The sequence below is a fragment of the Rahnella sp. P4_A8 genome (assembly GCF_056402435.1).
The window spans coordinates 1-26171 of the sequence record NZ_JBFUHK010000026.1; the positions used below are offsets into that span (position 1 = coordinate 1).

Sequence of the window (26171 nt, forward strand, 5' to 3'; positions counted from 1 at the left end):
ACCCTGTCATAAGACAGCGTTATGGAGGTATTTATTGCCGCTTCTGCCGTTTCCCGTGCATTACCTCATCGCTTTCATCATATAAACACTCAGCGGATCCGGGGACAACGCATAGTCGCCAAACGCTTCTGTCCGGCAATAACCCAGTTTTTCATACAGCGTGATGGCTTTTTCCTGAAACACACCCGTTTCCAGAAACAGGTCTTTGTACCCCAACGCTTTCAGTTTCTTTTCCATTGCGGCAATCAGTAATGAGGCAATGCCCTGACCGCGATACAGCGGGCTCACGTAAACACGTTTCATTTCCGCGAGGCCGTGTTTTGTGATAAACAGACAGGCGCAACCGGCCCAGTCATCATCAACCCTCGCCATAAAACACGTGATCTCACCTTCATCAAGTTCAGTGATGTTAATTCCCTGAAACGATTCCGGCGGGTAGAGCGGATATTGATAGGCATCCAGCTCAGCAATCAGTCGTGTCAGATGCGGATGAGTCGCATCGGTTTCAAAAATCTGGGCACTCACAGCGCAGGCTCTCAATGTAACAAAGTGGATTTATATTTTTAACTTAAATCACCCCGAAAACAAGGGACTGGCAGGCAGAAGTGTGGCGGAAAACCGCCTTTGCGTAAGAAGAGTGTAAAATTTAATTATGTTCCTGATACGTCTGTCAGAGTTATCCGATTTTAAGTGCCTCCGCTTCATTTTATACATGTTCTTTATTTCTTTTATGTAACATTCATCCCGAGTGATTAATGTATGCGATGAAATAACCTGGAGTGATTAATGATTTGCGTGTTATCGCGCTGGGGGAAAGGAAGTATATTATAAGAGGTTGATTGAAAGGATAAAATTATGGCTGTCTATCCTGTTGGCGTTTTTGTCACGCTTACTTTTACACCAGGTTTATTTGAAATTGTCGCTGTTCTGGATGAGGTTAAACCAGTGCAATATCAGGTCATTAACGTTGAAACGGGCAATGTGATCAGGGTGAATGAACACTTTATCCGCGGCATCGTGAAGCCTTAGTGATTTGTATTAAATGACGATGAACTCAGGAGGCCGGGCAATACTGTTTGCCCGGCCTTTCGTTTTTAGTCCGGCATCAGGTTGTTAAAATCCTCTTCATACAGGCTGCGGCATTCTTCCATAAACTCCGGGTATCCCAGTTCTGAGGTCTGAACTTCACGGCCAAGTCGCTTTTCCAAATCTTCGTGAAACCACTCAAATTCGCCATGCAGGATGCCGGTAAATCCGGTCAGTATGATGCATTGCTGTGGCGTCAGTTTTTTCACAGGGGTTCCTCATGATTTTCGGGGGGCAAAAGACGGTTACGCCAGCTCTTGCGCAATATAAATGTTGAAAGAGAGAAGTGCTTCACGCCGGTATCCGGCAGGACGCGGCAATATATTCTATCCTCTAATTAATTCCACTGGAAAACAAGGAGTCACATATGGATCAGGATCTGTTTGAACAGGCACCGCTGCCGCTGCTTACCCGGTTTGAGATCGGTGACAGGGTCAAGTTGCTGACGTTTCCGGTAGGCGTACATCCGGCCAGCTATCAGCTTGATGTGGCGATCACCAGAATTCATGATGGTGAATTTGAAGGTGAAATTGTGCGCATTGCGCCACTTGGCCGTCTGGGGCATCACGAGGCGCATTTTACGGTGGGCGGGCATGTTGAATTTTTCGCCCGCAACATTCAGGGGATGGCGGCCTGAAAGTCAGGTGGCTCCTGAAAACAAAACCCCGCGTTAATGGCGGGGTTTATGGCTTTCAAAAAACAATTTTTACATCAGGGGTTTCACGTGCTTGGTGAGCGCCTGGGTGGTTAATTCGTCGGCTTTAATTTTCGAACAATTTCCACAATAGCCCACAAGATACCAGTTCCCGTCTGCGCCTTTTTCCGGATTAACTTTGTAGCGTTCGTTACGTTTACCGTAAAACTCGCGTTCCGCGTTCTGTGCTGCGTCTTCCCAAAAGCACAACGAAAACTGATGTTGTTTATCAACATGCCGTTGTCCGTTGCGGCTTCCGCCAACCAGTAAATAATGATATTCAGACATGCATCCTCCTTTTCCCAATACGGGCAATTATCCTGACAACAAGTGTAAAACTCGTTTCACCTGGAAAAGCTCATCCGAAAGACTGCAAAAACTTCAAAGGGCGTGCTGAAGACAACCCGTCGCACAATTCTTATTCCTCTAAAATTATAGAGCACGATCTTACTTGGGTATGGAAAAGCGGGAAAAATGTGACCATTATCACTTTTTATTTTTTAACGAGTGTGATGCGCCTCTTACAACAAATTCATCTGTTGTGCGTTGTTCGGTGTGTCTGAGATTTTTTTGTTAGATTTTCGTTCTTTAGCGACCGGAGCAGGGCGCTGCATTTCCTGATGAAGCCAGTGCAAAATCACCGTCACGGCATAGTGCTGCTGTGCGGGTGTCATAGCCGTATGTGCGGGGATGTGATGCCACTTTTCCAGACAGCCGCGACAGCAGGTGGCCGTTGCGTGCTGGGCAATGAATACCGGGTGACCGCGCATCGGCGTCTGTTTTCCATCCTGCTCTGGCTCTGTCGGGGCAAGGCGCTTAGCAATGAAATCCGCCGCGTGCTGGCTGACCGTCTCCGGCCCTTTATCCTGGCAATACCGGTACTCTTTGGCACCGAGATGGAAACGCTGACGGAAAGGTGAAGCGGCCAGGCGCTTAAAAACATGATCGATGGAAAACATAATCTGGATGTCCGGGTCAATTCTAGGCGCAGAAATAGCGGCGTTAATCACATCATCAGTCGCCATCAGCGGCTGCCAGACCATGTTAGTCTGGCCTGACTATTCCACTCCCGCAGGAACCTGCAATGGCAGAAAAACATGTTATAGATTTGGTCATGTCGGTCAACAAGCAAGCTGAAGAAACTGCCATGCAACAGATAATGCTGCGAAACTTTATCATTGTGATGTGTCGCAGTATGACCGACGAACAAAAGAATCAGGTGAGATGGCAGATGCGCCAGATCCACCAGGTGTCGGATGCTGAACACCGCAACGGCGATACCGACATGCTGGAAAAAACACGGCGGGATGTTGAAATTATGCTGGAGCTGATCAATTAGGTTTCATCTGATGCCCGTTTCATTTCTCATGCGCTATCGTTAACACAATGATAACCAAAGGGAGAGTAAGATGGGATTCTGGAGAGTATTGATCACAATTCTTGTGCCGCCATTGGGCGTATTGATTGGCAACGGTTTCGGCGGTGCGTTTCTGCTGAACATTATCCTGACACTTTGCGGTTACCTGCCGGGTCTAATCCACGGATTTTGGGTGCAGACTCGCAAATAACACTTTGTCTTGCAATAACACTGGCTTGCAATAACACAGTCTTGCCGTTATCTGATCCCGGTCAGCAGGCCGGGTTCAGGATATTAAGAGGACATTCAGTGCAGGCAAACTCAAAACAGAGAGAAGAGAAGGACGACCGGCAGACTCATCGGCCAGGTAAATCCGATAATGCCGGAAGTTAACAGTCTTATTTTTATCGTATCGCGGCTCACCAGCAAAGTGAACAGCACCGCAATGCCCAATCCGCCCCAGTAAATTGTTTTAATCACTTCCCACCAAACGTGCACAACTCACTCCTGCCCATGAATAAAATAACGGCGTGTATGATATTCCGTTAACATCTGGTAATCAAATATTGTGTGATGTTACTCAAGGTTTTGTATTGTGTCTGTTTGGCGCGAGTTGTTATATGTTGTCGATTGTGAGCAGCGCAGGGGTAGAAAGGGGGCGTAAATGACCACGGATGGCGGTAGGGGCGAATCCAAAACGTTTCCGGAAACGCTCGGCAAAACGCGAGCCGCTTTCATAACCTACCTGATGTGCAATATGTGAAATGGCCAGATCGGTGCATTGCAACAACCGCAGTGCGTGGGTCATGCGTACATCGATCATCAGATTTCGCAGCACACAATTTTCGCCCGCAAGACGTCTGCGCAACATCACTTCATTCATCATCAGCTTTTCTGCCACTTCGGCGGCGGTAAATGATTTATGCAGATTATTGACTAATAATTCACGTACGTTATCTGTCACGCTTTCACTGTGCTGTACGGAATACCGCACACCCAGTTGCGACAGCCAGAGTAACTGTTCGAGCATGCGGTGGCGGGTTATCGGTGCGGGCAGACCATGGTGCCAGAGAATGGCTGAGTGAGTGTCGGTAAAACTTTGTTTGAACGCACCGGGGATGTGCGGAATGACTTGCAGGGTATTAACAGCAAGAAGTGGCGGGCTGAAGCCGGTTGCGTGCAGGCCTGCATCACTGAGTAACTGATGATCCCATGCCATGATGGCGCAGCTGAAAGGGCCATTTCCGGATAAATGGTGAGTCATGCTCAACGTTTGTCCACTGTTAAGCACCAGCATTTCGCCAGCCTGCAGTGTGACTTGCTGTGCCTGATCCGTAATTGAGAGGCTTCCGTTCTGAATGAGAACCAATTGTGGCTTATCAATATAAACATCATGAATAAAAAGTTCACTATGCTGAATAAGCAGAGAAATGGTTCCTATCCCTGGAGTCACTTTTATTTTACGAACCATGATGATGATGCCCGAAAATGACGACGGCAACCTGTAGTGTGCTGCCTGATAAATAATTCCCGCTTTGCTAATACAAACAGGCTGCCGGTTAATATGTGTAAGTTATGGGAGCAGACAGAGAGAACTAGCCCTGGCAGCCAGGCGCTCTCTGCCTCTGAAACCTTATTTTTGCACAAGAAATATTGGAAAGAAAACAAACAAATATTTAATAATTATTGGCGATCGCCGAAGGCAATCGAACGGAGGTCAATTTTTCCGTAAGTCGTATTCACTTGTTGTTGTCGGGACGACTGACCAATCAGCTCGGTGAGTTTATTCATCCGGGCTTGTAACAATGTTTTAATCGTATTTTCGTTATCAAGAATAATGCGCAAATAGCGGCGGACATCATTCTGAATCATTACCGATGTCTGTTCTGACATCGGTAACCGGGTCGTGGCTTCGACTGCTTTGACGTAACTGACTTCGAGCTCAACCAGCTCATCCCATTTCTCTTCTCTCGCCAGCCGCAACATCTGCTCGCTTAAAGACAGGATCAGTTGATATTCATTAACCAGATACTGATGTTGATCCATTATATTGGTCCTGCGACGGGTGGTAGTTTGGGCCGATTTGCCGCCAGGCATCGGCGATATTTTCAAGCAAGGTCAGCACCTCAGCGATGGCCTCTTGATCGTTGTGTAAATTTGCATGCAATAAACGACGGACCATATAGGAATAAAGCGCTTCGAGGTTATCCACTAATTCAGGATCGCCTTTTTCACGACTTAATCCGGCTTTCAGTCCGCTGTCGATAATGTTAATTGCCATAGACAGTGATTTGCCTTTTTCGGCAATGCTGCCCTGCTGGATAAAAATACGAGCACGGATCAGGGCGCTGCGCGCCCCGTCGAATAACATCGTCACCAGCTGATACGGAGTGGCGCTCATGACGCCACTTTCAAGGCCTACCTGTGCGTAGGCCTGAGTTCCTTTTGCATTATACATATTCAGTTTCCTTACTAGCTTGAACTTGATGAGGACATAGCTTCGAACTGCTGCGTCAGATAATCCGCTGTGCTGTTGAGCTTCTGGATCGAGACATCAAGTGCCGTGAATTGCGTTTTATAACGGGCGATGGTGTCGTTAATGCTGGTGTTCACCTTGTTGTACTGCTCGGTGAGGCTTTTCAGCGTGGTGTTCACAGCCGTCTGGGCATTAGCAATCGTACCGGTGCTGGTGTTCAGGAACCCGCTGTTCAGGTTGCTGATGTTGGTCATCACGCCGGTGGTTTTGCCGTCACCTACCATCATGGTCTGCACAGCATTCGGGTTACTGGTTAACGCGGCACTCAGCTTGGTGCTGTCAACTTCCAGCTTACCGGTGTCCGGGTCAGTGGTAATACCGATACTCTGCAATGAACTTACTGAACCAGAACCCGAGACGCCGGTGATCGCTGACTTCAGACGTGTCTGGATGGTACGCAGTGCGCTGTCACCCAGTAATGCGCCGTTGGTACTGTCAGCCGTATCGGTGTTCGTCGCGGTGGCTGTGAACTTGGTCAGGCTGGAGAACGTATCCTGCAACTTGTTATACGCATCAACAAAAGTCTGGATAGCAGTTGTTGCTGTGGAGGTATCTTTCGCCACTGTCAGCGTTGCTGCGGTTGTGGTCGTGCCGGTCAGATTTAACGTAATCCCGTCCTGCGCATCACTGATGGTGTTGCTTTGACGTTCCAGATCGATGCCATTAAAGGTCAGCTTGGCATTGCCTGCTGTGGCATTTTCGGTCATCGCACCGGTGCCGGTGGATGAGTTATATCCGATAATATTATTCAGCTGGTCATCACCGGTGACGCTGACGGTCATTTCTGAATTGGTACCGGTATTGTTCGCGCTCAGTACCAGCTTGTAGCTGCTGTCATCCACTTTGACGATACTGGCCGTGACACCGCCACCGGCTTTATTGATCGCATCACGAACACCGGTCAGTGAAGTCTGATCATCGGTCAGTTTGATGCTCAGTGGTTTACTGCCGTCGCCCTGGCTGATGGTCAGGGTACGGGTATTATCAGTGGTCGTGGCGCCCAGTGCGGTTTTATTGCTCGACTGCGTGGCAGAAACCAAAGACTGCGCAGAGGCCAGCTGTGTCACGGAAACGGAATATTTACCCGCCGCGGCGCCGGTGCCGGTTGTCACACTGAACGCAGACGTGTTGCTCGACGAAGCCGTGGTCGCCCCGTAAGTATTGGTCGATGACAATGCGGTCGCAGCGTCAGAAAAAGTTTGTAATGCGCTTTGGAGCGTGCCATAGGCCGTCAGTTTGGCGCTATAGCTGGTTTGTGCCGCGGTGATCGGGGTTAAACGTTTTTTTTCTGCAGTCGTCAGGTTATCCAGCAGGTCTGAAAGTTGTAAACCTGAACCGATACCTAATGAAGAGATAGTGCCTGAAGTGGCCATAATTATCCTTTACAGTTTGATTGCCCTGAGTACGTGAATTTACAGTCGCCTTCGCTTCGTTCACCGGTTTTCCTGACGGATGTCAGGTAACGGGTTCACTCCCTCGCCGCTTACTGCAACTCCAATGACTTTAGGTATAAAAGAGTCTTTAAGCCCTATCGGCACGACGGAGAAAAAGTTTAATAGATCACAACAAAAAGTAATGGCGTGAATAGGCGGTATAAGGAAGGGTAATTCTCAAAGTAAGAAAACCGGATTTTTTGAGAAATAATTCTAAAGGTTACCGCAGTACCGCCGATACAAGTTTGGACGGTGATGAACGCCGTGGGCAATAAGCCCGAACCCTTAACCAGATTTGAAGGAATACACTCATGGCTCAAGTTATCAATACCAACACGCTGTCTCTGATGACTCAGAACAACCTGAACAAATCCCAGTCCGCTCTGAGCACCGCTATCGAGCGTCTGTCCTCCGGTCTGCGTATCAACAGCGCAAAAGACGATGCTGCTGGTCAGGCGATTGCTAACCGCTTCACTTCTAACATCAACGGTCTGACTCAGGCTTCACGTAACGCCAACGACGGTATCTCTGTTGCGCAGACCACTGAAGGTTCACTGAGCGAAATCAACAACAACTTACAACGTATTCGTGAGCTGTCTGTTCAGGCTGCTAACGGCACCAACTCCGATTCCGACCTGACCTCAATCCAGGACGAAATCACTTCCCGTCTGTCTGAAATCGACCGTGTATCTGGTCAGACTCAGTTCAACGGCGTGAACGTACTGGCCTCTAACCAGACGATGAAAATCCAGGTTGGCGCTAACGATGGTCAGACTATCGACATCGACCTGCAGAAAATCGACTCTACCACTCTGGGTCTGAACGGTTTCTCAGTAGCAAGCAACGCACTGAAAACCAGCGATGCAATCACTCAGGTTGGCGCAAGCGGCTCCCTGAAAAACGTTGACCTGTCTGCAGCGGCAACTTCTCTGGGCCTGGACGCAAGCAAACTGTCTCTGAAAAACGTTCAGACAGCAGCTGGCGCAGCGACTGCAACTTACGTTGTTTCTGATGGTACCAGCAACTACGCTGCATCTGTAGATGACGCAACTGGCGCTGTAACACTGAACACCACTGACGTTTCTTACACTGACACTGACAACGGTGTTACTGCAGGTACTCAGACTGGCAAACTGGTTAAAGTTGGCGCAGACGCCACTGGCGCAGCGGTAGGTTACGTTACCGTTCAGGGTAAAGACTACAAAACTGCAGCTGGCGCTATCGTTGACGGCGGCGCTACCGGTACTGCGAACGTTGCAAGCACCATCGGCGACATCGCCAGTGCTGCTAACACCAACGCTTACACTGGCGTTGCGACTTCTGACCCACTGAAAGCAATCGACGCTGCTATCGCTAAAGTTGACACCTTCCGTTCTTCACTGGGTGCGGTTCAGAACCGTTTCGATTCTGCCATCACCAACCTGGACAACACCACGACTAACCTGTCTTCTGCACAGAGCCGTATTCAGGATGCTGACTACGCAACAGAAGTTTCAGCAATGTCTAAAGCACAGATCCTGCAGCAGGCTGGTACTTCAGTATTGTCTAAAGCTAACCAGGTTCCTCAGTCTGTACTGTCCCTGCTGCAATAATTGTCTTAGTCGACAAATTACGCAGTTCGGTTACAAACAGAACAAACCCCGCTCCGGCGGGGTTTTTTTTAACTAAAATTTACCATTCTTAAGGATTAATGCGGGGCATTCGCTGGTATAATTTAAGATAATCTTTATGTTGTGATTGTTTTTTAGTCAATCGTTTACGGTGTTACCGGCGGACGTCTGCAAACAGAATCTGCGAGACATAATCAAAATAACCGCGTTTTTCAGGCCTTATTCAGCCGATTGATTAGCGATTATCACTGGCACAATGATACTGACCCTAAATTTGCCAGGTTACGACAGTGAGCGATCTGTATACCGCCGACGGCGTGATAGACAAAAATTCTTTGTGGCAGCGCTATGTTCCGCTTGTGCGCCATGAAGCCCTGCGTTTGCAGGTGCGGCTTCCCGCCAGCGTAGAGCTTGATGATCTACTGCAAGCGGGCGGGATCGGCCTGTTAAATGCGGTTGAGCGTTTTGATGCGATGCAGGGGACGGCGTTTACGACGTATGCCGTTCAGCGTATTCGCGGCGCCATGCTCGATGAGTTGCGTAGCCGCGACTGGGTGCCGCGTAGTGTCAGACGTAATGCGCGTGAAGTGTCCCAGGCGATGCATAGCGCAGAACAGAAATTAGGGCGACCGCCGAGTGAAGGAGAGGTGGCGCAGGTGCTGGATATTCCCATTGAGGAATACCGGCAGATATTAATGGATACGAACAGTAGCCAGTTGTTTTCTTATGACGAATGGCGCGAAGAGCACGGCGATACTGCCGAGGCATTGATGGAAGGGCACGAAGAGGCCAACCCGTTACATCATCTGTTGGAGGGTAATTTACGCCACCGGGTGATGGAAGCTATCGATGCGTTACCTGAACGGGAGAAGTTGGTACTTACGCTTTACTACCAGGAAGAGTTGAATTTAAAAGAGATCGGGGCGGTGCTGGACGTCGGGGAATCCCGTGTAAGCCAGCTCCACAGTCAGGCGATTAAGCGTTTGCGAACACGCCTGGCCAACGACCACTGATCCGCTTTTTCCTGGCCGGTTATACATTTTATATCCCTTATCAGGAATAAATTTATGCCAGCGGGAATCAAAACAAGGCCTTTAAGCCGTTATCTTAAAGATTTTAAACACAGTCAGACTCATTGCTCACAGTGTGCAAAAGAACTCGACAGGATGGCACTGGTGTTTCGCGGGCAAATCATCAATAAAGAGGCCATCGCCAAGATGGACCAGCCTATTGATGATGACGTGTGGCACAACCTGTCGCAGGAACTGACCGCACTGTGTCGTTTTTGCAGTGAGATAAGCTGTAACAGCCATTCGTCCTATTTTGACATTATGGCGTTTAAGCAATATCTGTTTGAGCAGACTGAGATGAATCACAGCACGGTGCGCGAGTATGTTGTCCGCCTCCGCCGTCTGGATGAAATCCTCTCTGCAAACAACTATCCTCTGGATAAACTTTCAGGGGACAGTATCCACCAGCGGATCATCAATGATTTGCCGGTGGCGGGTCATGACAACTACCGTATTGCCCTGCGCAAATACGACCAGTATCTGGCCTGGCAGAAATCCGCGTAATCGGATCTCAGACAGACTGACACGCAATGCACAAACAGGCTCCTCCGGGAGCCTGTTTTTTTGTCTTGAATCTGTCCGCAGTTTCTATAAATTCTTTATATACTTACTCAATAACCTGTCTCTAAACTCAAACCAACTTCGACTATAACGACTTCGTGCGGCACCGTGCTGTGCGTCAGGGGAACATCGTGCCTGCTAAAATTTCTTTGCTTAAAACCCGGCTGGAAGCCTTCGATCGGATCGATTTACTGGGCAGCGCCACGCCGCTGGAAAAACTGCATCGTCTTTCCGAATACGCCGGACGTGACATTTACATTAAACGCGATGACATCACGCCGCTGGCGATGGGCGGTAACAAGCTGCGCAAACTGGAATATCTGGCCGCCGCAGCGCTGGCAGAAGGTGCGGATACGCTGGTGACCGCTGGTGCCATTCAGTCAAATCATGTACGCCAGACCGCCGCCGTGGCCGCCAAACTGGGCCTGAAATGCGTTGCGTTGCTGGAAAACCCGATCGGCACCACCGAAGTCAATTATCTGAGCAACGGCAACCGTCTGCTGCTGGATCTGTTCAATGTGGAAGTGGTGATGTGCGATGCGCTTGATGACCCGATGGCGCAGCTTGCAGAACAAGCCGAACGTCTGGAAGCACAAGGTTTTCGTCCCTACGTCGTGCCGGTTGGCGGTTCCAATGCGCTTGGTGCACTCGGCTACGTGCAGTGCGCGCTGGAAATCGCCGAGCAGTCTTCGGCCAGTTTTGTGGATTTCAGTGCCGTGGTGGTGGCATCGGGCAGCGCCGGTACGCACGCTGGTCTGGCCGTCGCTTTGCAACATTTAATGCCAGACACGCAGTTGATTGGTGTGACAGTGTCGCGCAGTGCCGATGCCCAGCGTCCCAAAGTTGAAGCCATTGCCCGGGAAGTGACAACACAATTACAACTGGGTGAGAAAACGCCGTCAATTACCTTGTGGGACGAATATTTTGCGCCACGCTACGGTGAGCCGAATGAAGCCGGAACCGCCGCCGTGAAATTGCTGGCAGAGCAGGAAGCCATGCTGCTGGATCCGGTGTATACCGGCAAAGCGATGGCCGGATTGCTCGACGGTATAGCGCGTGGTTTGTTCCCGGATGAAGGCCCGATCCTGTTCATTCACACCGGCGGTGCACCGGCACTGTTTGCGTATCATCCGCAGGTTTAATACTCTAAAATCCGCTTATGCTTTTTTGAGCTAAGATTATAGAATTATATTCCTGATAACTGACGCAGCGGGTGCTACTGTGCGCAAATTCGTAGGGGATATAGCGTTCTATAACTAACTATAACTGAGGTGAATATGGGTTTTTCTACACTGCGTCGTCGTTTACTTCTGGGTGCTGTTGCGGTCACGCTGACAGCAGGCATGGTCAGCAATACTTTTGCTGACGAAGGGTTACTGAAGAAAGTCAAAGATCGCGGCACCTTGATTGTCGGGCTGGAAGGGACTTACCCTCCGTTCAGTTTCCAGGGTGAAGACGGCAAACTGACCGGCTTTGAAGTCGAGTTCGCCGATGCACTGGCGCAGCACATGGGCGTTAAAGCGAAACTGCAACCGACCAAATGGGACGGCATGCTGGCTTCGCTGGAATCCAAACGTATTGATGTGGTGATCAATCAGGTGACCATTTCGCCTGAGCGTGAGAAAAAATATGACTTCTCTACGCCATACACCGTTTCCGGTATTCAGGCGCTGACTAAAAAAGGTCAGGAAGGCACCATCACTAAACCTGAAGATCTGAAAGGCAAAAAAGTCGGCGTGGGTCTGGGCAGTAACTACGAGCAATGGTTGCGCGAGAATGTGCAGGGCGTGGACATCCGTACTTATGATGATGACCCGACTAAATATCAGGATCTGCGCGTAGGCCGTATCAACGCCATTCTGGTTGACCGTCTGGCAGCACTGGATCTGGTGAAGAAAACCGGTGATACCTTAGCCGTTGCAGGTGCACCGTTCTCCCGTCTGGAATCTGGCGTGGCCATTCGCAAAGACAACCCGGAACTGCTGGCTGCTATCAACAAAGCGATTGCTGAAATGCAGAAAGATGGCTCGCTCGCCAAAATCTCTGAAAAGTGGTTTGGTGCTGACGTCACAAAATAATACCCGTAAAACCGGAGCGTCAGACTGGCGCTCCGGCTCATTACGAACTGATCCATAAGGTTCTTATCGGATGCAAGAAAGTATTCAACTGGTGCTGGATTCAGCACCATTTTTATTGAAAGGAACACTGTTTACGCTCCAGCTCAGTCTGGGCGGAATGGTGTTCGGTCTTATCCTGGGCTTCGTGCTGGCGCTGATGCGCCTTTCGCATTTCTGGCCGCTGTCATGGTTATCGCGTTTTTACGTCTCCGTTTTCCGTGGCACGCCGCTGATCGCCCAATTGTTTATGATCTACTACGGTCTGCCACAGTTTGGCATCGAGCTGGATCCTATCCCGGCAGCCATGATTGGCCTGTCGCTCAATACCGCGGCCTACACCTCCGAAACCCTGCGTGCGGCGATTTCGTCCATCGAAAAAGGGCAGTGGGAAGCGGCGGCCAGTATTGGTATGAATCCGTGGCAGACCATGCGCCGCGTGATTTTGCCGCAGGCCGCCCGCACCGCGCTGCCGCCGCTCGGTAACAGCTTTATCGGCCTGGTAAAAGATACCTCGCTGGCCGCGACCATCCAGGTGCCGGAACTGTTCCGTCAGGCACAGCTTGTGACATCGCGCACGCTGGAAGTGTTCACCATGTATCTGGCCGCATCGGTTATCTACTGGGTGCTGGCGACTGTTTTATCCTTCCTGCAAAACCGTCTGGAAGACCGCGTTAACCGTCAGGATCAGGAGCCTTCATGAGTACCATTGACGTAAAGCAACTGACAAAAAAATTCCACGGACAAACGGTGTTGCACGGTATCGATTTACAGGTCAACGCCGGCGAAGTGGTAGCGATCATCGGGCCAAGCGGTTCGGGTAAAACCACCTTGCTGCGCAGCATTAACCTGCTGGAAGAGCCGGACGGCGGTACCATAAAAGTCGGCAATATCGAAATTGATGCCAGCAAACCGCTCAGTAAACAGAAGAATAACGTTCGTGAGCTGCGCAAGCAGGTGGGGTTTGTTTTCCAGAACTTCAACCTGTTCCCGCACCGTTCAGTACTGGAAAATATCATCGAAGGACCGGTGATTGTGAAGGGCGAGTCAAAAGAAAAAGCCATCGCCACAGCACGTCAGCTTCTGGAAAAAGTCGGGTTAAGCGGCAAAGAAAATGCCTATCCGCGACGTCTCTCCGGTGGCCAGCAGCAACGCGTTGCCATCGCCCGCGCACTGGCGATGAGCCCGGAAGTGATTTTGTTTGATGAACCGACCTCCGCGCTCGATCCGGAACTGGTGGGTGAAGTGCTCAACACTATCCGCGCACTGGCACTTGAGCACCGCACCATGGTGATTGTGACCCACGAAATGAGTTTCGCCCGTGACGTGGCAGACCGCGCTATTTTTATGGATCAGGGGAAAATCGTGGAGCAGGGGCCAGCGAAAGAGCTGTTTTCGAATCCGCAACATGCCAGGACGAAACAGTTCCTGGAGAAGTTCCTGGCCCACTGAGATCAAAACCGTGGGCGTCGGCCCACACCGACTTGGGGGGCGGCTTATCTCCGCCGTCCCCCAAGACCCCCCCGGCTCTTTCACTGCGCGCTTCGCTGGAGGCTATGTTTCAGCGAGCGAGGTGACAGCCGCAAAATCCCGCCGCTGCGCGGTGCCCTGCACTCGGGTTACAACCCGCGCAAAAAGACTCGCGGTTTTTCACCTCTCGTTACGGCAGGATTTTGGAACCGGCCTCCGGCTTTTAGTTCGCAACCTCACTCATTTTGATATCAAAACCGATTGGTTTTGAATTTAAGATCGTGCGGGCGATTCAGAAATCTTGCTGAACGGAGCGGCCTGGAGACCCGAGGCTCCGGGACCGAGAGAAGGCACCGCGTAGCGGCAAGATTTCCAGCCTGTCGCAGTGTTTCCTGAAACATAGCTTGCGTGCGGATCACTTGTTTGAAAAAGCGAGGGGAGTTCAGAGGGGAAAAGCTTTTCCCCTCTGGTCGGTTTCGGCGCGAAAGGCCACATGATAACCGTTATTGAGAAACCGAAATTTTCTCGATTCAGCCCTTAATGTAACGGGAAATTTTTTCAGGCTTTTTAAAAGCCGCCCACTTGCAGCGGCTCTCCTGCAACCCCTGCTTTATCCGATCGTCATCAGACTCGCATTGCCCCCGGCGGCTGCCGTATTCACACTCAGTGAACGTTCATGCAACAGGCGTTCCAGCAGAATATTATCCTCGCCGCGTGCAAAGCCCTGTACCGATATAATGGCGCCCGGACGCTGCGCAATGGTCTGACAAAGTTCGCGCAACTGATCCGCATCACCGTGATAAATCACTGCATCAAATACCTGCGCATCGTTCTGCCAGTCTTTGGCGAAATCGACTCGCGCCTGCACTGCTTTTGGCAGGATGTTGAACAAATCACGTTGCAATGGCGCTTCCGGCCAGAGAATGCGGCAACCTGTCGCTGTGACAGCCGCAAGCTGGATCAGTGCATCTTCCTGATTATCCGCCAGTGCCAGAACGCGCTCACGCGGTAACAGTGCGTAAGTGTTACGCTCGCCGGTTGGTCCCGGCAGTGTGCGCAAGGTGCCGCCCTGACTGGTTTGGGCGAAACGTTCGCAAACTGCGACAAACTCCTCACGGTGTTTCTGCTCCGTTGCCCATTGTTGCAGCGCCCGGTGCGGTGCCAGCAAGGCTTCGCGCACGGAGGTATCGAGCGGCAGTTCGCGATCCTGACGTAACAGGGTTTGCTGGACGGCGTCTTGCGGACGGCTGCTCAGCAGACGATAAAGATACAGCGGGCCACCGGCTTTCGGACCGGTGCCGGACAAGCCTTCGCCGCCAAAAGGTTGCACACCCACGACAGCACCCACCATATTGCGGTTCACGTACATATTGCCGACGTGTGCCTGCTGCGTAACGCGATGAATGGTTTCGTCGATGCGGGTATGAATACCCAGCGTCAGGCCATAACCGGCGGCATTAATCTGACCGATCAGCTTATCCAGATCCTGGCGGGCATAACGCACCACGTGCAGCACCGGCCCGAAGATTTCTTTCTTCATCTCATCGAAGCTTTCCAGCTCGATCAGCGTCGGTTTAACAAAGGTACCGCGGCTCCATTCCTGCTGGTCAGCCGTAAATTCCTGCGCAGCCTGATACACGGTGCGGCCTTTGGTGCGCATCGCATCGATGTGTTTTTCGATACCGGCTTTGGCTTCGGCGTCGATCACCGGCCCGATGTCGGTAGACAAGCGCTCCGGATTGCCCATCCGGCATTCCGCCATCGCACCGCGCAGCATTTGCAGCGTGTGGTCGGCGACGTCGTCCTGAATACACAACACGCGCAGGGCGGAGCAGCGCTGACCGGCGCTGTCGAAAGCCGACGCGACCACATCCGTCACTACCTGTTCGGTCAGGGCGGAGGAATCGACAATCATGGCGTTCAGCCCGCCGGTTTCGGCGATAAGCGGCGTCGGACGGCCCTGCAGATCCAGACGACCGGCGATGTTGCGTTGCAGAATACCCGCGACATCCGTCGAACCGGTAAACAGCACGCCGCGTACACGTTCGTCATTGACCAGTTGCGAACCGACCGTTTCACCCCGGCCCGGCAGCAACTGCAATACGCCTGCCGGAACTCCGGCTTCATGCAAAATGCTGACGGCCAGCGCAGCGACCAGTGGCGTTTGTTCAGCGGGTTTTGCCAGCACGCTGTTCCCGGCGGCCAGCGCGGCAGCAATCTGACCGGTAAAGATCGCCAGCGGGAAGTTCCACGGGCTGATACAGACCACCGGCCCCAGCGGACGGTGCGTGTCATTGGCGAAATCTTCGCGGATCTGACCGGCGTAGTAATGCAGGAAATCCACGGCTTCACGTACTTCGGCAATGGCGTTATTAAAGGTTTTTCCCGCCTCGCGCACCAGCACGCCAAGCAGGTTTTGCAACTGCGCTTCCATCAGTTCTGCAGCGCGTTGCAGGATGGCGGCACGTTCTTCGGGAGGTGTCGCAAACCAGATTGACCCGGCAGCGGTTGAGGCATCCAGCGCGCGGCTGATTTCAGCTTCTGTCGCTTCGCGAACATACCCGACAATATCGGTATTTTCAGACGGGTTGATCACCGGCAGGAATTCGCCGTCGTCCGTTTGCGCATCAATTATCGGCTGCGCTTTGACCGGGTGGCTGGCGCTTTGCAGCAGGGCGCTGGAAAGGGAGGCCAGACGGTGCTCGCTGGACATATCCAGACCGGCAGAATTCACACGTTTGTCGCCATAAAGATTGCGCGGCAGGGCGATTCGCGGATGGGGTAATCCGACCTGACCTTCGCTGGCGGCCAGCGCTTCGACCGCCAGAACCGGATCGGCAACCAGTTCATCGATCGGTAACGTGGCATCGGCAATACGGTTAACAAAGGAGGTATTCGCGCCGTTTTCCAGCAGACGACGTACCAGGTACGCCAACAGTGTTTCGTGTGTACCGACCGGGGCATAAATGCGGCACGGGCGGTTCAGTTTGCCGTCAGAAATTTTCCCCACCACCTGCTCGTACAGCGGTTCACCCATACCGTGCAGGCACTGGAATTCGTACTGACCGGGATAATAGTTATTACCGGCCAGTTGATAAATCGCCGCCACGGTGTGGGCGTTATGCGTCGCGAACTGCGGATAAATCAGGTTCGGCACGGCCAGCAGTTTACGGGCGCAGGCCAGATAGGAGACATCGGTGTAAACCTTGCGGGTATAAACCGGATAATCTTCCAGACCGTCCATTTGTGCGCGCTTAATTTCGCTGTCCCAGTACGCACCTTTCACCAGACGGACCATCAGACGGCGGCGGCTGCGCTGTGCCAGACTGGTCAGGTAATCAATCACCATCGGGCAGCGTTTCTGATACGCCTGAATCACGAAGCCGATGCCGTTCCAGCCCGCCAGTTCGGGTTCGAAGCAGAGTTTTTCCAGCAAATCAAGAGAGATTTCCAGGCGGTCAGCTTCTTCGGCATCGATGTTGATACCGATGTCGTAACTGCGTGCCAGCAAGGTCAGTGAAAGCAGGCGCGGATACAACTCTTCCATTACACGTTCATATTGCGCACGGCTGTAACGCGGATGCAGGGCGGAAAGCTTGATGGAAATGCCGGGGCCTTCATAAATGCCGCGACCATTGGAGGCTTTGCCGATGGCATTGATCGCCTGCTGATAGGACTGCAAATAGGCCTGCGCGTCTTTCGCGGTGAGCGCGGCTTCACCCAGCATGTCGTAGGAATAGCGGAAGCCTTTTTCTTCATGTTTGCGGGCATTGGCCAGCGCTTCGGCGATGGTTTCGCCGGTCACGAATTGCTCTCCCATCAGGCGCATTGCCATGTCCACACCTTTGCGGATTAGCGGTTCGCCGCTTTTGCCGATAATGCGGTTCAGCGATTTTGACAGGCTGGCTTCATTATGCGTCGCCACCAGCTTGCCGGTGAACAGCAAACCCCAGGTCGCGGCGTTAACGAACAGCGACGGGCTGCGGCCCAGATGCGAATGCCAGTTACCGTTGCTGATTTTGTCGCGGATTAACGCATCGCGGGTTGGTTTGTCGGGAATACGCAGCAGCGCTTCCGCCAGACACATCAGCGCCACGCCTTCCTGAGAAGACAGAGAGAACTCCTGCAGCAGGCTTTGCACCATACCGGCGCGGCCGTTTGCACTCTTTTGGTTCCTGAGTCTGGTGGCAATGTCAGCAGCCAGTTTCAGCGCAGCATCATTGAGCGGGGCAGGCAAACGCGCCTGTTCAAGCAGCATCGACACGGCTTCAGGTTCAGGGCGGCGATAGGCGGCAGTGATGGCAGAACGGCTGACTGACTGTGGCAGGATCTGCTCGGCGAAATCAAGGAACGGCTGATGGGCTTCCTGAACCAGTTGCACAGCGACATCTTCCATACCTTCAGGCGCAGCGCCATTCAGCGCCGGAATTTCCGGCAGCGTATCGCCATTTTCCAGTCGTTCCAGATAGGAAAATATCGCTTGTTTGATCAGCCAGTGCGGCGTGCGGTCAATTTTGTGAGCCGCTTCTTTAAGCCTGTCGCGTGTACCTTCATCCAGCTTCACGCCCATCGTCGTCATACCCATGCGCAAACACTCCATATAAAAAATTTCAGGTGAATTCGTTATTTTATGCTGAGCAATATCTTCTATGTTGCAACCTTGTGCAACCCTGTTAATGCATGAAGTATGCCTGTTGTGATTTGTCTGGCATTTTTAACAATAAAATAACGGCATGGATCTTGCCTGCATTCACCTGAGGAGAATGTCAAAGGTTGCATCAGGTGCAACTTTTGTCAGTGCAAAGTACAACCGGTATTGCGGATAACTGTGATGGAGGGTGAATTTTGTGTATTTGAAATGTTAAAAATATTGAAAAGTGGATCAGGCTAAACCAGTATCCGGCCCGACAGTAATTTTGAACAAAAACCACACAGAGTCAGTGACTACGTAAAAAATATGGAGAGTCTTGCTGCAACCTTACAGGGTTTCAGCCATCATCTCGCCCCGGCAGGTTTTTAGCGGCACTTCTGGTGGAGTGCTTCAGGACAGACAGCTGCCGGACAACATCGCAAAAAATAAGAAGTGGAGAATGGAATGACAATGAACACACCGATGCTGGTGACGTTTTGTGTTTATATTTTCGGGATGATTTTTATTGGGCTCATCGCGTATCTACGAACCAAAAACTTTGATGATTATATTCTGGGCGGACGCAGTTTAGGCAGCGTGGTGACGGCGCTTTCAGCCGGTGCTTCTGACATGAGCGGCTGGCTGTYAATGGGATTACCGGGGGCGATTTTTATTTCCGGGATTTCGGAAAGCTGGATCGCCATTGGCCTGACCATCGGCGCGTACCTGAACTGGAAACTGGTGGCAGGACGGCTGCGTGTGCACACTGAAGCCAACAATAATGCGCTGACACTGCCGGATTACTTTACCCATCGTTTTGAAGATTCCAGCAAGCTGCTGCGCATTATCTCCGCGATTGTGATTTTGGTGTTCTTCACCATTTATTGTGCCTCCGGCATCGTGGCCGGTGCGCGTCTGTTTGAAAGCACCTTCGGCATGACGTACCAGACTGCACTTTGGGCTGGTGCAGCGGCGACCATCATTTATACCTTTATCGGCGGTTTTCTGGCAGTCAGCTGGACTGATACCGTGCAGGCCAGCCTGATGATTTTCGCGCTGATCCTGACACCGGTTATCGTCATCCTCGCAGTGGGCGGTATTGATACCTCGATGATGGTAATCAATGCCAAAAACCCTGAATACACCGATATGTTCAAGGGCATGAATCTGGTGGCGATTTTGTCATTGCTGGGCTGGGGGCTGGGCTATTTTGGTCAGCCGCATATTCTGGCGCGCTTCATGGCGGCTGATTCTCACCGAACTATCCGCAGCGCGCGCCGTATCAGCATGACATGGATGATTTTGTGTCTGGCGGGCACCATCGCCGTAGGATTCTTCGGGATTGCGTACTTCAGCAATAATCCGGGCGAAGCGGGCAACGTGACGCAAAACGGTGAGCGCGTGTTCATCGAGCTGACGAAAATTCTGTTTAATCCCTGGATTGCCGGTATTTTGCTGTCCGCTATTCTGGCGGCGGTGATGAGTACCCTGAGCTGTCAGTTGCTGGTGTGTTCAAGCGCCATTACCGAAGATTTGTATAAAGCTTTCCTGCGCAAAGGCGCAAGCCAGCGCGAACTGGTGTGGGTAGGGCGTGCGATGGTGCTGGTTGTGGCGCTGGTCGCGATTGCGCTGGCCGCCAATCCGGAAAACCGTGTTCTCGGTTTAGTCAGTTATGCATGGGCCGGTTTTGGCGCAGCATTCGGACCGGTGATCCTGATTTCCGTGATGTGGAAACGTATGACGCGTAACGGTGCACTGGCAGGCATGATCGTCGGTGCCGTGACAGTGATCCTGTGGAAACAATACGGCTGGGCCGAACTGTATGAAATCATTCCCGGCTTTATTTTCGCGTCACTGGCTATCTGGATTGTCAGCCTGGCGGGGCGTAAACCTTCCGCCGCCGTGGAACAGCGCTTCACTGTTGCGGAAGCGGAATATAATACTATTTAACGGTTTTTTACTTTTATGACACTCAGACCGGGGGCATTCAGCCCCCGGTTTTCAGCATTTTCCGCCAGATAAACCCCCTGACCTGATTTTTCCTGTCTATTTACCGATCACGCTTCAAAAAAAGGATCGGTTACCTCTTGTATTTCTTTTGGCAAGAATGATAATCACTATCGTTTCTTTTTACTTTTCTTTACAGAGACCTTACACATTCTGTTGTTCGTCAGAATTCAGGGCTCGGGAGCTCGTCATGTTCGTTCCGTTTCTCATTATGTTTCGCGAAGGGCTGGAAGCTGCACTGATCGTCAGCCTGATTGCCAGCTATCTCAAACGGACGCAACGCGGGCAGTGGCTCGGTGTGGTCTGGATTGGCGTTTTCATCGCTGCCGCACTCTGTCTGGCGCTCGGTCTTTTCATCAATGCCACGACCGGTGAGTTTCCACAAAAACAGCAGGAGCTGTTTGAAGGTATCGTCGCCGTCGTTGCGGTGTGCATCCTGACTTATATGGTGTTCTGGATGCGCAAAGTGTCGCGTTCTATCAAAGTGCATCTGGAAGGGGCGATTGATCATGCGCTGAATTCCGGCCGCGGTCAGGGCTGGGCACTGGTCGCGATGGTGTTTTTTGCGGTAGCGCGTGAAGGTCTGGAATCGGTGTTTTTCCTGCTGGCGGCCTTCCAGCAGGACGTCGGCATCGAAGCGCCGATCGGCGCAGTGCTCGGGCTTGGCGCGGCCATCGTGTTGGGTTTCCTGATTTATTACGGCGGGGTGAAGCTGCATCTGGCGAAGTTCTTCAAATGGACCAGCCTGTTCATTCTGTTTGTCGCCGCCGGGCTGGCTGCGGGGGCTATTCGCGCTTTCCACGAAGCCGGATTGTGGAACCGTATGCAGGATATTGCTTTTGATCTGAGCGGCACATTATCCACGCACTCTTTATTCGGCACGTTGCTGGAAGGGATGTTTGGCTATCAGGAAGCCCCGACGGTCAGTGAGGTCGCGGTGTACTTCCTGTATCTGATCCCTGCGCTGTTCCTGTTCTTTATGCCACAAGGTAAATCGCCTGTGGCCGCGCCGGCCTCTGCCGGGCAAAAAACACGACGTTGATCCTTAAACCTTTCCATCATCTTGCCTTTGTCACGGAGTTGTACATGACACATTTTCGCCGTAAAGCTTTACAGATTGCACTGTTATCCCTGCCGGCTTTTGCGCTGAGCGCCAACGTGCTGGCTGCTGATGTTCGTCAGGTCAAAATTGCTGTTAACGACAAACAATGTGAACCGATGGCGCTGACCGTGCCCGCCGGTAAAACCCAGTTTGTTATCCATAACAACAGTCAGAAAAACCTGGAATGGGAAATTTTGAAAGGCGTGATGGTGGTGGAAGAACGTGAAAACGTGGCACCGGGTTTCACGCAAAAAATGACGGCTAACCTTGAACCGGGCGAATACGACATGACCTGTGGCTTGCTGAGCAATCCGAAAGGCAAACTGACTGTCACCGCCGAGGGGACAGCCGCTTCCGGTAAGCCTGACGCCATGGCGCTGGTTGGCCCGATTGCGGAATACAAAGTCTATGTGACGCAGCAGGTCGCTGAACTGGTGGCGCATACCAAAGCCTTTACCGACGCAGTGAAGAAGGGTGATCTGGCGAAAGCACAATCCCTTTACGCGTCAACCCGTGTTTACTATGAGCGCATCGAACCGATTGCCGAACTGTTCTCTGATCTGGACGGCAGCATCGACGCCCGTGAAGATGATTTCGAGAAAAAAGCCGAAGATCCTAACTTCACCGGTTTCCACCGTCTGGAGAAAATTCTCTTCGCGGACAAAACCACCAAAGGCACCGAACCCTTTGCTGACAAGCTTTATACCGATACCGTTGATTTGCAAAAACGTATCGCAGACCTGACTTTCCCGCCTAGCAAAGTGGTCGGCGGCGCGGCGGGCCTGATTGAAGAAGTGGCCGCCAGTAAAATCAGCGGCGAAGAAGACCGTTACAGCCGCACTGACCTGTGGGATTTCCGTGCCAACCTTGATGGCGCACAAAAAATCGTCAATCTGCTGCGTCCGTTACTGGTCAAAGCCGATAAACCGTTGCTGGATAAAATCGACGCTAACTTCAAAACCGTCGATGCGCTGCTGGATAAATACAAAACCAAAGACGGTTACGAGAATTATGAAAAACTGTCTGATGCAGACCGTAACGCAATGAAAGGGCCGATCACCACGCTGGCAGAAGACTTGTCCAAACTGCGCGGTGTGCTTGGTTTAGATTAAACTCCTTAGCACCCTCCCCTGCGAAGGGGAGGGTGGGGTGGGGTATTAAAGAAAAATCCAGCAGCCGAAGTATGCATAACCCCCTGTTTTATCATTAAAACCCCCTCCCAACCTCCCCCTTCGCAGGGGGAGGAGCGTTATAACGAGGCATAGCAATGAGTCACAAAAACGATAATCAGAACGACGTTTCTTCTTCCCGCCGTAGTTTACTGAAAGGTGTGGGATTGTTAGGCGGGGCATTTGCCCTGGGCGGCGCTGCCACGGCGCAGGCTGAGAAAACACCCGGCGCAAAAAAAAAGTACACGCCAGGCACGGTTTCCCCGGACGAACGCTGGGGCAGGCAACCTTATTACGGCGAGCATCAGGCAGGGATTTTAACGCCACAACAGGCGTCGATGATGCTGGTTTCCTTTGACGTGCTGGCCACCAACAAAGCCGATCTGGAGCGTCTTTTCCGTCTCCTTGATTCACGGTTTGCCTTCCTGACCAAGGGTGGCACCGCACCTTCAATGGATCCGAAATTCCCGCCGATGGATTCCGGCGTGATGGGGGCAGAAATCTACCCGGATAACCTGACCATGACGCTGTCGGTGGGGGATTCCCTGTTCGATGAACGCTTTGGATTAGCGCCGCATAAGCCGCTGAAATTGCAGCGCATGACGCGTTTCCCGAATGATTCACTGGATGCCACACTCTGTCACGGTGACCTGTCACTGCAAATCTGTGCCAACAACAACGATACGGTGGTGCATGCGTTGCGTGACATCATCAAGTACACACCGGATTTACTCAGTGTGCGCTGGCGTCGTGACGGCTTTATTTCGTCCCACGCAGCGCGCAGTCAGGGCAAAGAAACGCCGATTAACCTGCTGGGCTTTAAAGACGGCACGGCGAATCCTGACTCGAAAGACACACCACTGATGGATAAAACCGTCTGGGTCACCGCCGGTCAGGGCGAACCGGCGTGGACGCTTGGCGGCAGTTATCAGGCCACACGTCTGATCCCGTTCAAGGTGGAATCCTGGGACCGCACGCCGTTGCAGGAGCAGCAGTCTATTTTCGGGCGTAACAAAGCCACCGGCGCACCTTTGGGGATGGAAAAAGAGCACGATGTGCCGGATTACGAAAAAGACCCGGAAGGTAAGACCATCCGCCTTGATTCGCATATCCGTCTGGCGAATCCGCGTACCAAAGCCACCGATGAAAACCTGATGCTGCGCCGTGGCTACAGCTATTCGCTTGGCGTGACCCATTCCGGGCAACTGGAAATGGGGCTGATTTTTGTCTGTTATCAGCATGACCTGGAAAAAGGTTTCCTGACCGTGCAGAAACGCCTGAACGGCGAAGCGCTTGAAGAGTATATCCGTCCGAATGGCGGCGGCTTTTTCTTCACGCTGCCGGGGAATAAAGATGAAAGCCACTATCTCGGTCAATCGTTAATCGAAGCGTAATTTAATGCCTCCCCCTGCGAAGGGGGAGAAGCTCAATCCAGAAATCCTTTTTACGCTTCGTTACGCAATTCACCGCCTGTTAATACTCCGCTGTATCCCAAAAAATCTCAGCAATGTCATGATGATAAATCGTCAAACTGATTTATTACGATGCCTGCTCCGAGACTGTTATGACCATCAACCATGCCCGCAGAAAATTACTGATCTTTGGCATCGGACTTTCCCTGACGGCACCACGCCTGTATGCCGCCCAAAAAGCCGTGCGCATTACCATGACATCAGACGCCAGTCAGATTTACCTGACGTTACCGGCAGCGGATAAATACAGCCGGGTGTTTATGCTCAGTGCGCCGGAAAGAGTGGTGATTGATATGCCGATGGCGTCATTTCCACCGGAACTGGAGCATGCGCTGACGGTGGTCAGGCAGAAATTTTCGTGGATAAAAGAGGGGAGGATTGCTCACTTCAGCCCGCAAGTGGCGCGCATTGTGTTGCAGGTAAACGGTAAACCGAAGATTACGCGCAGCACGGAAAACGGTGTGCTGAACGTGACGATATCCGGAGAAAGCCCTGACGCCGAGATTTTGCCCGTCACCACCGCTGCACCTCGGGCAGAGAAACCGCTGCTGGTGATGATTGATCCGGGGCATGGCGGAAAGGATCCGGGCGCGATCGGCAACGAAGGCACCTATGAAAAACACGTGGTGCTGCACATCGCCAAACGACTGCAAACCTTGCTTGATCAACAGCACGGTATTCAGGCGGTGCTGACGCGCCAGGATGACGTATTTATTCCGCTGTATCACCGCGTCAGCCTGGCGCATCAGCATGAGGCAGATCTGTTTATCTCAATTCATGCCGACGGTTTTACCAACGATCAGGTCTCCGGTGCGTCGGTTTTCGCGCTGTCTGAACACGGCGCGGGCAGTGCGATGGCGCGCTATTTGTCGCAAAGCGAAAACAGCGCAGATGTGTTGTATGACGACGATTTTAAAACCGACGATCAATACCTTAAAGAAACGCTGTTTGATCTCGACCAGCACGAAACCATTCATCGCAGCCTGAATTTTGGCCATCATCTGACGGCAACTATTAGTAAAGTGCATCACATGCACAGTCCGCATCCTGAACAGGCGGGATTTGCGGTACTGAAATCCCCGCGAATTCCTTCCGCGCTGGTGGAGACATCCTTCATCACCAATAAACAGGAAGAAAAATTACTGGGTGAGCCGGTGTTTCAGGAGAAAATGGCGCATGCGCTGGCGGAAGGCATTAACAGTTACTTCATCAATGAAAAGAAAAATAATCTGCTGGGCTGAGAGAAATTCAGCACGATTAAAGAGGATCTGAAAAAGATCCTCATGATCCTATTGACGTCAGCCACAAACTTTTTTACATTTTGGTAACGCAAATGTTTCAGCTGTCATTATACTGACATTTATAAGCGGTAGTTTTCACGAGGTGTACGGCAGGTGCCGTTAATAACACTGCGGGGAGCGCGAATGGTAAAGTCCATGTTTGGGCTGTTGATCGAAAATAACACACTTCTCTCATTCACTCGTTGTTGTCGCTTAAATGCAAACGAGGGCCAGGCTTCCGACTCTCTAATATTTCAACCTTTACTTTCAGCTTTTTCCTGCCGCTTGCTGCAAAAAATATCATCCACTCAACCTCAACCCTGTTCTTTAACTGACCCCGTAAATGTTTACCAAAATGATGTGAATATCACTGGCTTTTATTCTGGAATTTTCATTGTATGGGTCAGCGGTTTGTCATTATTGACACTTTTGACAATGCCTCCTCGTGAACAGAAAACAACCAAAAGACTTTCCGTTAATCCCTTTGGTTTCTTTTCCTCTTCACGTTATTCATTGGCTCCACTTGGTCTAAAAGGAGACCAAAACCTCATTTGTTAGTGAAACATAACCGTGCGGGCAA

The 26171-nt window shown here is 51.7% G+C and carries 27 protein-coding genes; 17 read left to right on the plus strand and 10 right to left on the minus strand.

Annotated elements, in window-relative coordinates:
• Positions 1 to 60 precede the first annotated feature (60 nt).
• On the minus strand, positions 61 to 525 hold the full coding sequence (locus tag AC1DUO_RS14215; RefSeq protein WP_013575791.1) for a GNAT family N-acetyltransferase: 465 nt from the start codon (positions 523 to 525) through the stop codon (positions 61 to 63).
• Between the two features lie 330 nt (positions 526 to 855).
• Here AC1DUO_RS14215 and AC1DUO_RS14220 point away from each other — a divergent pair, with 330 nt between their 5' ends.
• The gene (locus AC1DUO_RS14220) at positions 856 to 1029 is read left to right on the plus strand and encodes a hypothetical protein (protein ID WP_013575790.1); all 174 of its coding nucleotides are present in this window, start codon (positions 856 to 858) and stop codon (positions 1027 to 1029) included.
• A gap of 65 nt (positions 1030 to 1094) precedes the next feature.
• On the opposite strand, the gene AC1DUO_RS14225 is transcribed toward AC1DUO_RS14220, so the two are convergent.
• On the minus strand, positions 1095 to 1295 hold the full coding sequence (locus AC1DUO_RS14225; RefSeq protein ID WP_013575789.1) for a DUF7736 domain-containing protein: 201 nt from the start codon (positions 1293 to 1295) through the stop codon (positions 1095 to 1097).
• A gap of 158 nt (positions 1296 to 1453) precedes the next feature.
• Between AC1DUO_RS14225 and AC1DUO_RS14230 the strand changes: the two genes are divergently transcribed.
• The gene (locus AC1DUO_RS14230; RefSeq protein ID WP_013575788.1) at positions 1454 to 1723 is read left to right on the plus strand and encodes a hypothetical protein; all 270 of its coding nucleotides are present in this window, start codon (positions 1454 to 1456) and stop codon (positions 1721 to 1723) included.
• Positions 1724 to 1792: 69 nt separating this feature from the next.
• On the opposite strand, the gene AC1DUO_RS14235 is transcribed toward AC1DUO_RS14230, so the two are convergent.
• Both AC1DUO_RS14235 and AC1DUO_RS14240 read right to left on the minus strand, forming a co-directional pair.
• Positions 1793 to 2068 carry a hypothetical protein gene (locus AC1DUO_RS14235; protein ID WP_013575787.1) on the minus strand — a complete coding sequence of 92 codons (276 nt, stop codon included), beginning with the start codon at positions 2066 to 2068 and terminating at the stop codon, positions 1793 to 1795.
• A 233-nt stretch (positions 2069 to 2301) separates the two neighbouring features.
• The gene (locus AC1DUO_RS14240; RefSeq protein ID WP_119261719.1) at positions 2302 to 2823 is read right to left on the minus strand and encodes a DUF4186 domain-containing protein; all 522 of its coding nucleotides are present in this window, start codon (positions 2821 to 2823) and stop codon (positions 2302 to 2304) included.
• Positions 2824 to 2864: 41 nt separating this feature from the next.
• Here AC1DUO_RS14240 and AC1DUO_RS14245 point away from each other — a divergent pair, with 41 nt between their 5' ends.
• Both AC1DUO_RS14245 and AC1DUO_RS14250 read left to right on the plus strand, forming a co-directional pair.
• Positions 2865 to 3119, plus strand: a complete 255-nt coding sequence (locus AC1DUO_RS14245) for a hypothetical protein (RefSeq protein ID WP_013575785.1) — start codon at positions 2865 to 2867, stop codon at positions 3117 to 3119.
• Positions 3120 to 3189: 70 nt separating this feature from the next.
• Positions 3190 to 3348: a YqaE/Pmp3 family membrane protein gene (locus tag AC1DUO_RS14250; RefSeq protein WP_015690040.1), complete on the plus strand. Its 159-nt coding sequence runs from the start codon at positions 3190 to 3192 to the stop codon at positions 3346 to 3348.
• 110 nt (positions 3349 to 3458) lie between these two features.
• Here the strand turns inward: AC1DUO_RS14250 and AC1DUO_RS14255 are convergent, their stop codons facing one another.
• From AC1DUO_RS14255 to fliD, 5 genes are all read right to left on the minus strand, one after another.
• Entirely contained in the window at positions 3459 to 3635 is a 177-nt protein-coding gene (locus AC1DUO_RS14255) for a GhoT/OrtT family toxin (protein ID WP_013575783.1), read from the minus strand.
• A 118-nt stretch (positions 3636 to 3753) separates the two neighbouring features.
• A complete protein-coding gene (locus AC1DUO_RS14260; protein WP_231576043.1) occupies positions 3754 to 4434 on the minus strand; it encodes a helix-turn-helix transcriptional regulator in 681 nt (226 codons plus the stop codon).
• Between the two features lie 386 nt (positions 4435 to 4820).
• Positions 4821 to 5183, minus strand: a complete 363-nt coding sequence (fliT, locus tag AC1DUO_RS14265; protein WP_013575781.1) for a flagella biosynthesis regulatory protein FliT — start codon at positions 5181 to 5183, stop codon at positions 4821 to 4823.
• On the minus strand, positions 5158 to 5595 hold the full coding sequence (gene fliS / locus AC1DUO_RS14270) for a flagellar export chaperone FliS (protein WP_013575780.1): 438 nt from the start codon (positions 5593 to 5595) through the stop codon (positions 5158 to 5160). The genes fliT and fliS overlap by 26 nt, the downstream gene beginning before the upstream one ends.
• A gap of 14 nt (positions 5596 to 5609) precedes the next feature.
• Positions 5610 to 7046 carry a flagellar filament capping protein FliD gene (fliD, locus tag AC1DUO_RS14275; RefSeq protein ID WP_112152541.1) on the minus strand — a complete coding sequence of 479 codons (1437 nt, stop codon included), beginning with the start codon at positions 7044 to 7046 and terminating at the stop codon, positions 5610 to 5612.
• A 371-nt stretch (positions 7047 to 7417) separates the two neighbouring features.
• Here fliD and AC1DUO_RS14280 point away from each other — a divergent pair, with 371 nt between their 5' ends.
• From AC1DUO_RS14280 to tcyN, 7 genes are all read left to right on the plus strand, one after another.
• Positions 7418 to 8698, plus strand: coding sequence for a FliC/FljB family flagellin (locus AC1DUO_RS14280; protein ID WP_013575778.1), 1281 nt, complete (start codon positions 7418 to 7420; stop codon positions 8696 to 8698).
• A gap of 308 nt (positions 8699 to 9006) precedes the next feature.
• Complete coding sequence (locus AC1DUO_RS14285) at positions 9007 to 9729, plus strand: RNA polymerase sigma factor FliA (RefSeq protein WP_013575777.1); 723 nt, start codon at positions 9007 to 9009, stop codon at positions 9727 to 9729.
• A gap of 54 nt (positions 9730 to 9783) precedes the next feature.
• Positions 9784 to 10290, plus strand: a complete 507-nt coding sequence (fliZ, locus tag AC1DUO_RS14290; RefSeq protein WP_013575776.1) for a flagella biosynthesis regulatory protein FliZ — start codon at positions 9784 to 9786, stop codon at positions 10288 to 10290.
• Between the two features lie 188 nt (positions 10291 to 10478).
• On the plus strand, positions 10479 to 11489 hold the full coding sequence (locus AC1DUO_RS14295; RefSeq protein ID WP_013575775.1) for a D-cysteine desulfhydrase: 1011 nt from the start codon (positions 10479 to 10481) through the stop codon (positions 11487 to 11489).
• Between the two features lie 135 nt (positions 11490 to 11624).
• On the plus strand, positions 11625 to 12425 hold the full coding sequence (gene tcyJ, locus AC1DUO_RS14300; RefSeq protein WP_015690037.1) for a cystine ABC transporter substrate-binding protein: 801 nt from the start codon (positions 11625 to 11627) through the stop codon (positions 12423 to 12425).
• 70 nt (positions 12426 to 12495) lie between these two features.
• Positions 12496 to 13164 carry a cystine ABC transporter permease gene (gene tcyL / locus AC1DUO_RS14305; RefSeq protein WP_013575773.1) on the plus strand — a complete coding sequence of 223 codons (669 nt, stop codon included), beginning with the start codon at positions 12496 to 12498 and terminating at the stop codon, positions 13162 to 13164.
• Complete coding sequence (gene tcyN, locus AC1DUO_RS14310; RefSeq protein ID WP_013575772.1) at positions 13161 to 13913, plus strand: L-cystine ABC transporter ATP-binding protein TcyN; 753 nt, start codon at positions 13161 to 13163, stop codon at positions 13911 to 13913. Before tcyL ends, tcyN begins: the two co-directional genes overlap by 4 nt.
• A gap of 628 nt (positions 13914 to 14541) precedes the next feature.
• On the opposite strand, the gene putA is transcribed toward tcyN, so the two are convergent.
• On the minus strand, positions 14542 to 18516 hold the full coding sequence (putA, locus tag AC1DUO_RS14315; protein ID WP_119261718.1) for a trifunctional transcriptional regulator/proline dehydrogenase/L-glutamate gamma-semialdehyde dehydrogenase: 3975 nt from the start codon (positions 18514 to 18516) through the stop codon (positions 14542 to 14544).
• A gap of 510 nt (positions 18517 to 19026) precedes the next feature.
• On the opposite strand from putA, the gene putP reads away from it, so the two are divergent.
• The 6 genes from putP (at position 19027) to AC1DUO_RS14345 (ending at position 26149) form a co-directional block, all read left to right on the plus strand.
• On the plus strand, positions 19027 to 20511 hold the full coding sequence (gene putP / locus AC1DUO_RS14320; protein ID WP_477987708.1) for a sodium/proline symporter PutP: 1485 nt from the start codon (positions 19027 to 19029) through the stop codon (positions 20509 to 20511).
• Positions 20512 to 20758: 247 nt separating this feature from the next.
• Positions 20759 to 21610: an iron uptake transporter permease EfeU gene (gene efeU / locus AC1DUO_RS14325; RefSeq protein ID WP_037034423.1), complete on the plus strand. Its 852-nt coding sequence runs from the start codon at positions 20759 to 20761 to the stop codon at positions 21608 to 21610.
• 44 nt (positions 21611 to 21654) lie between these two features.
• The gene (gene efeO / locus AC1DUO_RS14330; RefSeq protein ID WP_013575768.1) at positions 21655 to 22782 is read left to right on the plus strand and encodes an iron uptake system protein EfeO; all 1128 of its coding nucleotides are present in this window, start codon (positions 21655 to 21657) and stop codon (positions 22780 to 22782) included.
• A gap of 155 nt (positions 22783 to 22937) precedes the next feature.
• Positions 22938 to 24233 (plus strand): iron uptake transporter deferrochelatase/peroxidase subunit, encoded by a 1296-nt coding sequence (gene efeB / locus AC1DUO_RS14335; RefSeq protein ID WP_119261717.1) that lies wholly within the window; start codon positions 22938 to 22940, stop codon positions 24231 to 24233.
• Positions 24234 to 24403: 170 nt separating this feature from the next.
• Positions 24404 to 25552: an N-acetylmuramoyl-L-alanine amidase gene (locus AC1DUO_RS14340; protein ID WP_119261716.1), complete on the plus strand. Its 1149-nt coding sequence runs from the start codon at positions 24404 to 24406 to the stop codon at positions 25550 to 25552.
• Between the two features lie 183 nt (positions 25553 to 25735).
• Positions 25736 to 26149 (plus strand): hypothetical protein, encoded by a 414-nt coding sequence (locus AC1DUO_RS14345; RefSeq protein ID WP_071823627.1) that lies wholly within the window; start codon positions 25736 to 25738, stop codon positions 26147 to 26149.
• Positions 26150 to 26171 lie beyond the last annotated feature (22 nt).

What these genes read in the sequence shown, in the direction of transcription:
- putA (WP_119261718.1), bottom strand. Translation starts at nt 18,516, where the DNA reads ATGGGTATGACGACGATGGGCGTGAAGCTGGATGAAGGTACACGCGAC.
- AC1DUO_RS14345 (WP_071823627.1), top strand. Translation starts at nt 25,736, where the DNA reads ATGGTAAAGTCCATGTTTGGGCTGTTGATCGAAAATAACACACTTCTC.
- AC1DUO_RS14340 (WP_119261716.1), top strand. Translation starts at nt 24,404, where the DNA reads ATGACCATCAACCATGCCCGCAGAAAATTACTGATCTTTGGCATCGGA.
- efeB (WP_119261717.1), top strand. Translation starts at nt 22,938, where the DNA reads ATGAGTCACAAAAACGATAATCAGAACGACGTTTCTTCTTCCCGCCGT.
- AC1DUO_RS14260 (WP_231576043.1), bottom strand. Translation starts at nt 4,434, where the DNA reads ATGCTGGTGCTTAACAGTGGACAAACGTTGAGCATGACTCACCATTTA.
- tcyN (WP_013575772.1), top strand. Translation starts at nt 13,161, where the DNA reads ATGAGTACCATTGACGTAAAGCAACTGACAAAAAAATTCCACGGACAA.
- tcyL (WP_013575773.1), top strand. Translation starts at nt 12,496, where the DNA reads ATGCAAGAAAGTATTCAACTGGTGCTGGATTCAGCACCATTTTTATTG.
- fliT (WP_013575781.1), bottom strand. Translation starts at nt 5,183, where the DNA reads ATGGATCAACATCAGTATCTGGTTAATGAATATCAACTGATCCTGTCT.
- fliD (WP_112152541.1), bottom strand. Translation starts at nt 7,046, where the DNA reads ATGGCCACTTCAGGCACTATCTCTTCATTAGGTATCGGTTCAGGTTTA.
- AC1DUO_RS14245 (WP_013575785.1), top strand. Translation starts at nt 2,865, where the DNA reads ATGGCAGAAAAACATGTTATAGATTTGGTCATGTCGGTCAACAAGCAA.
- efeU (WP_037034423.1), top strand. Translation starts at nt 20,759, where the DNA reads ATGTTCGTTCCGTTTCTCATTATGTTTCGCGAAGGGCTGGAAGCTGCA.
- fliS (WP_013575780.1), bottom strand. Translation starts at nt 5,595, where the DNA reads ATGTATAATGCAAAAGGAACTCAGGCCTACGCACAGGTAGGCCTTGAA.
- AC1DUO_RS14220 (WP_013575790.1), top strand. Translation starts at nt 856, where the DNA reads ATGGCTGTCTATCCTGTTGGCGTTTTTGTCACGCTTACTTTTACACCA.
- AC1DUO_RS14230 (WP_013575788.1), top strand. Translation starts at nt 1,454, where the DNA reads ATGGATCAGGATCTGTTTGAACAGGCACCGCTGCCGCTGCTTACCCGG.
- efeO (WP_013575768.1), top strand. Translation starts at nt 21,655, where the DNA reads ATGACACATTTTCGCCGTAAAGCTTTACAGATTGCACTGTTATCCCTG.
- fliZ (WP_013575776.1), top strand. Translation starts at nt 9,784, where the DNA reads ATGCCAGCGGGAATCAAAACAAGGCCTTTAAGCCGTTATCTTAAAGAT.
- AC1DUO_RS14240 (WP_119261719.1), bottom strand. Translation starts at nt 2,823, where the DNA reads ATGGTCTGGCAGCCGCTGATGGCGACTGATGATGTGATTAACGCCGCT.
- AC1DUO_RS14250 (WP_015690040.1), top strand. Translation starts at nt 3,190, where the DNA reads ATGGGATTCTGGAGAGTATTGATCACAATTCTTGTGCCGCCATTGGGC.
- AC1DUO_RS14280 (WP_013575778.1), top strand. Translation starts at nt 7,418, where the DNA reads ATGGCTCAAGTTATCAATACCAACACGCTGTCTCTGATGACTCAGAAC.
- AC1DUO_RS14235 (WP_013575787.1), bottom strand. Translation starts at nt 2,068, where the DNA reads ATGTCTGAATATCATTATTTACTGGTTGGCGGAAGCCGCAACGGACAA.
- tcyJ (WP_015690037.1), top strand. Translation starts at nt 11,625, where the DNA reads ATGGGTTTTTCTACACTGCGTCGTCGTTTACTTCTGGGTGCTGTTGCG.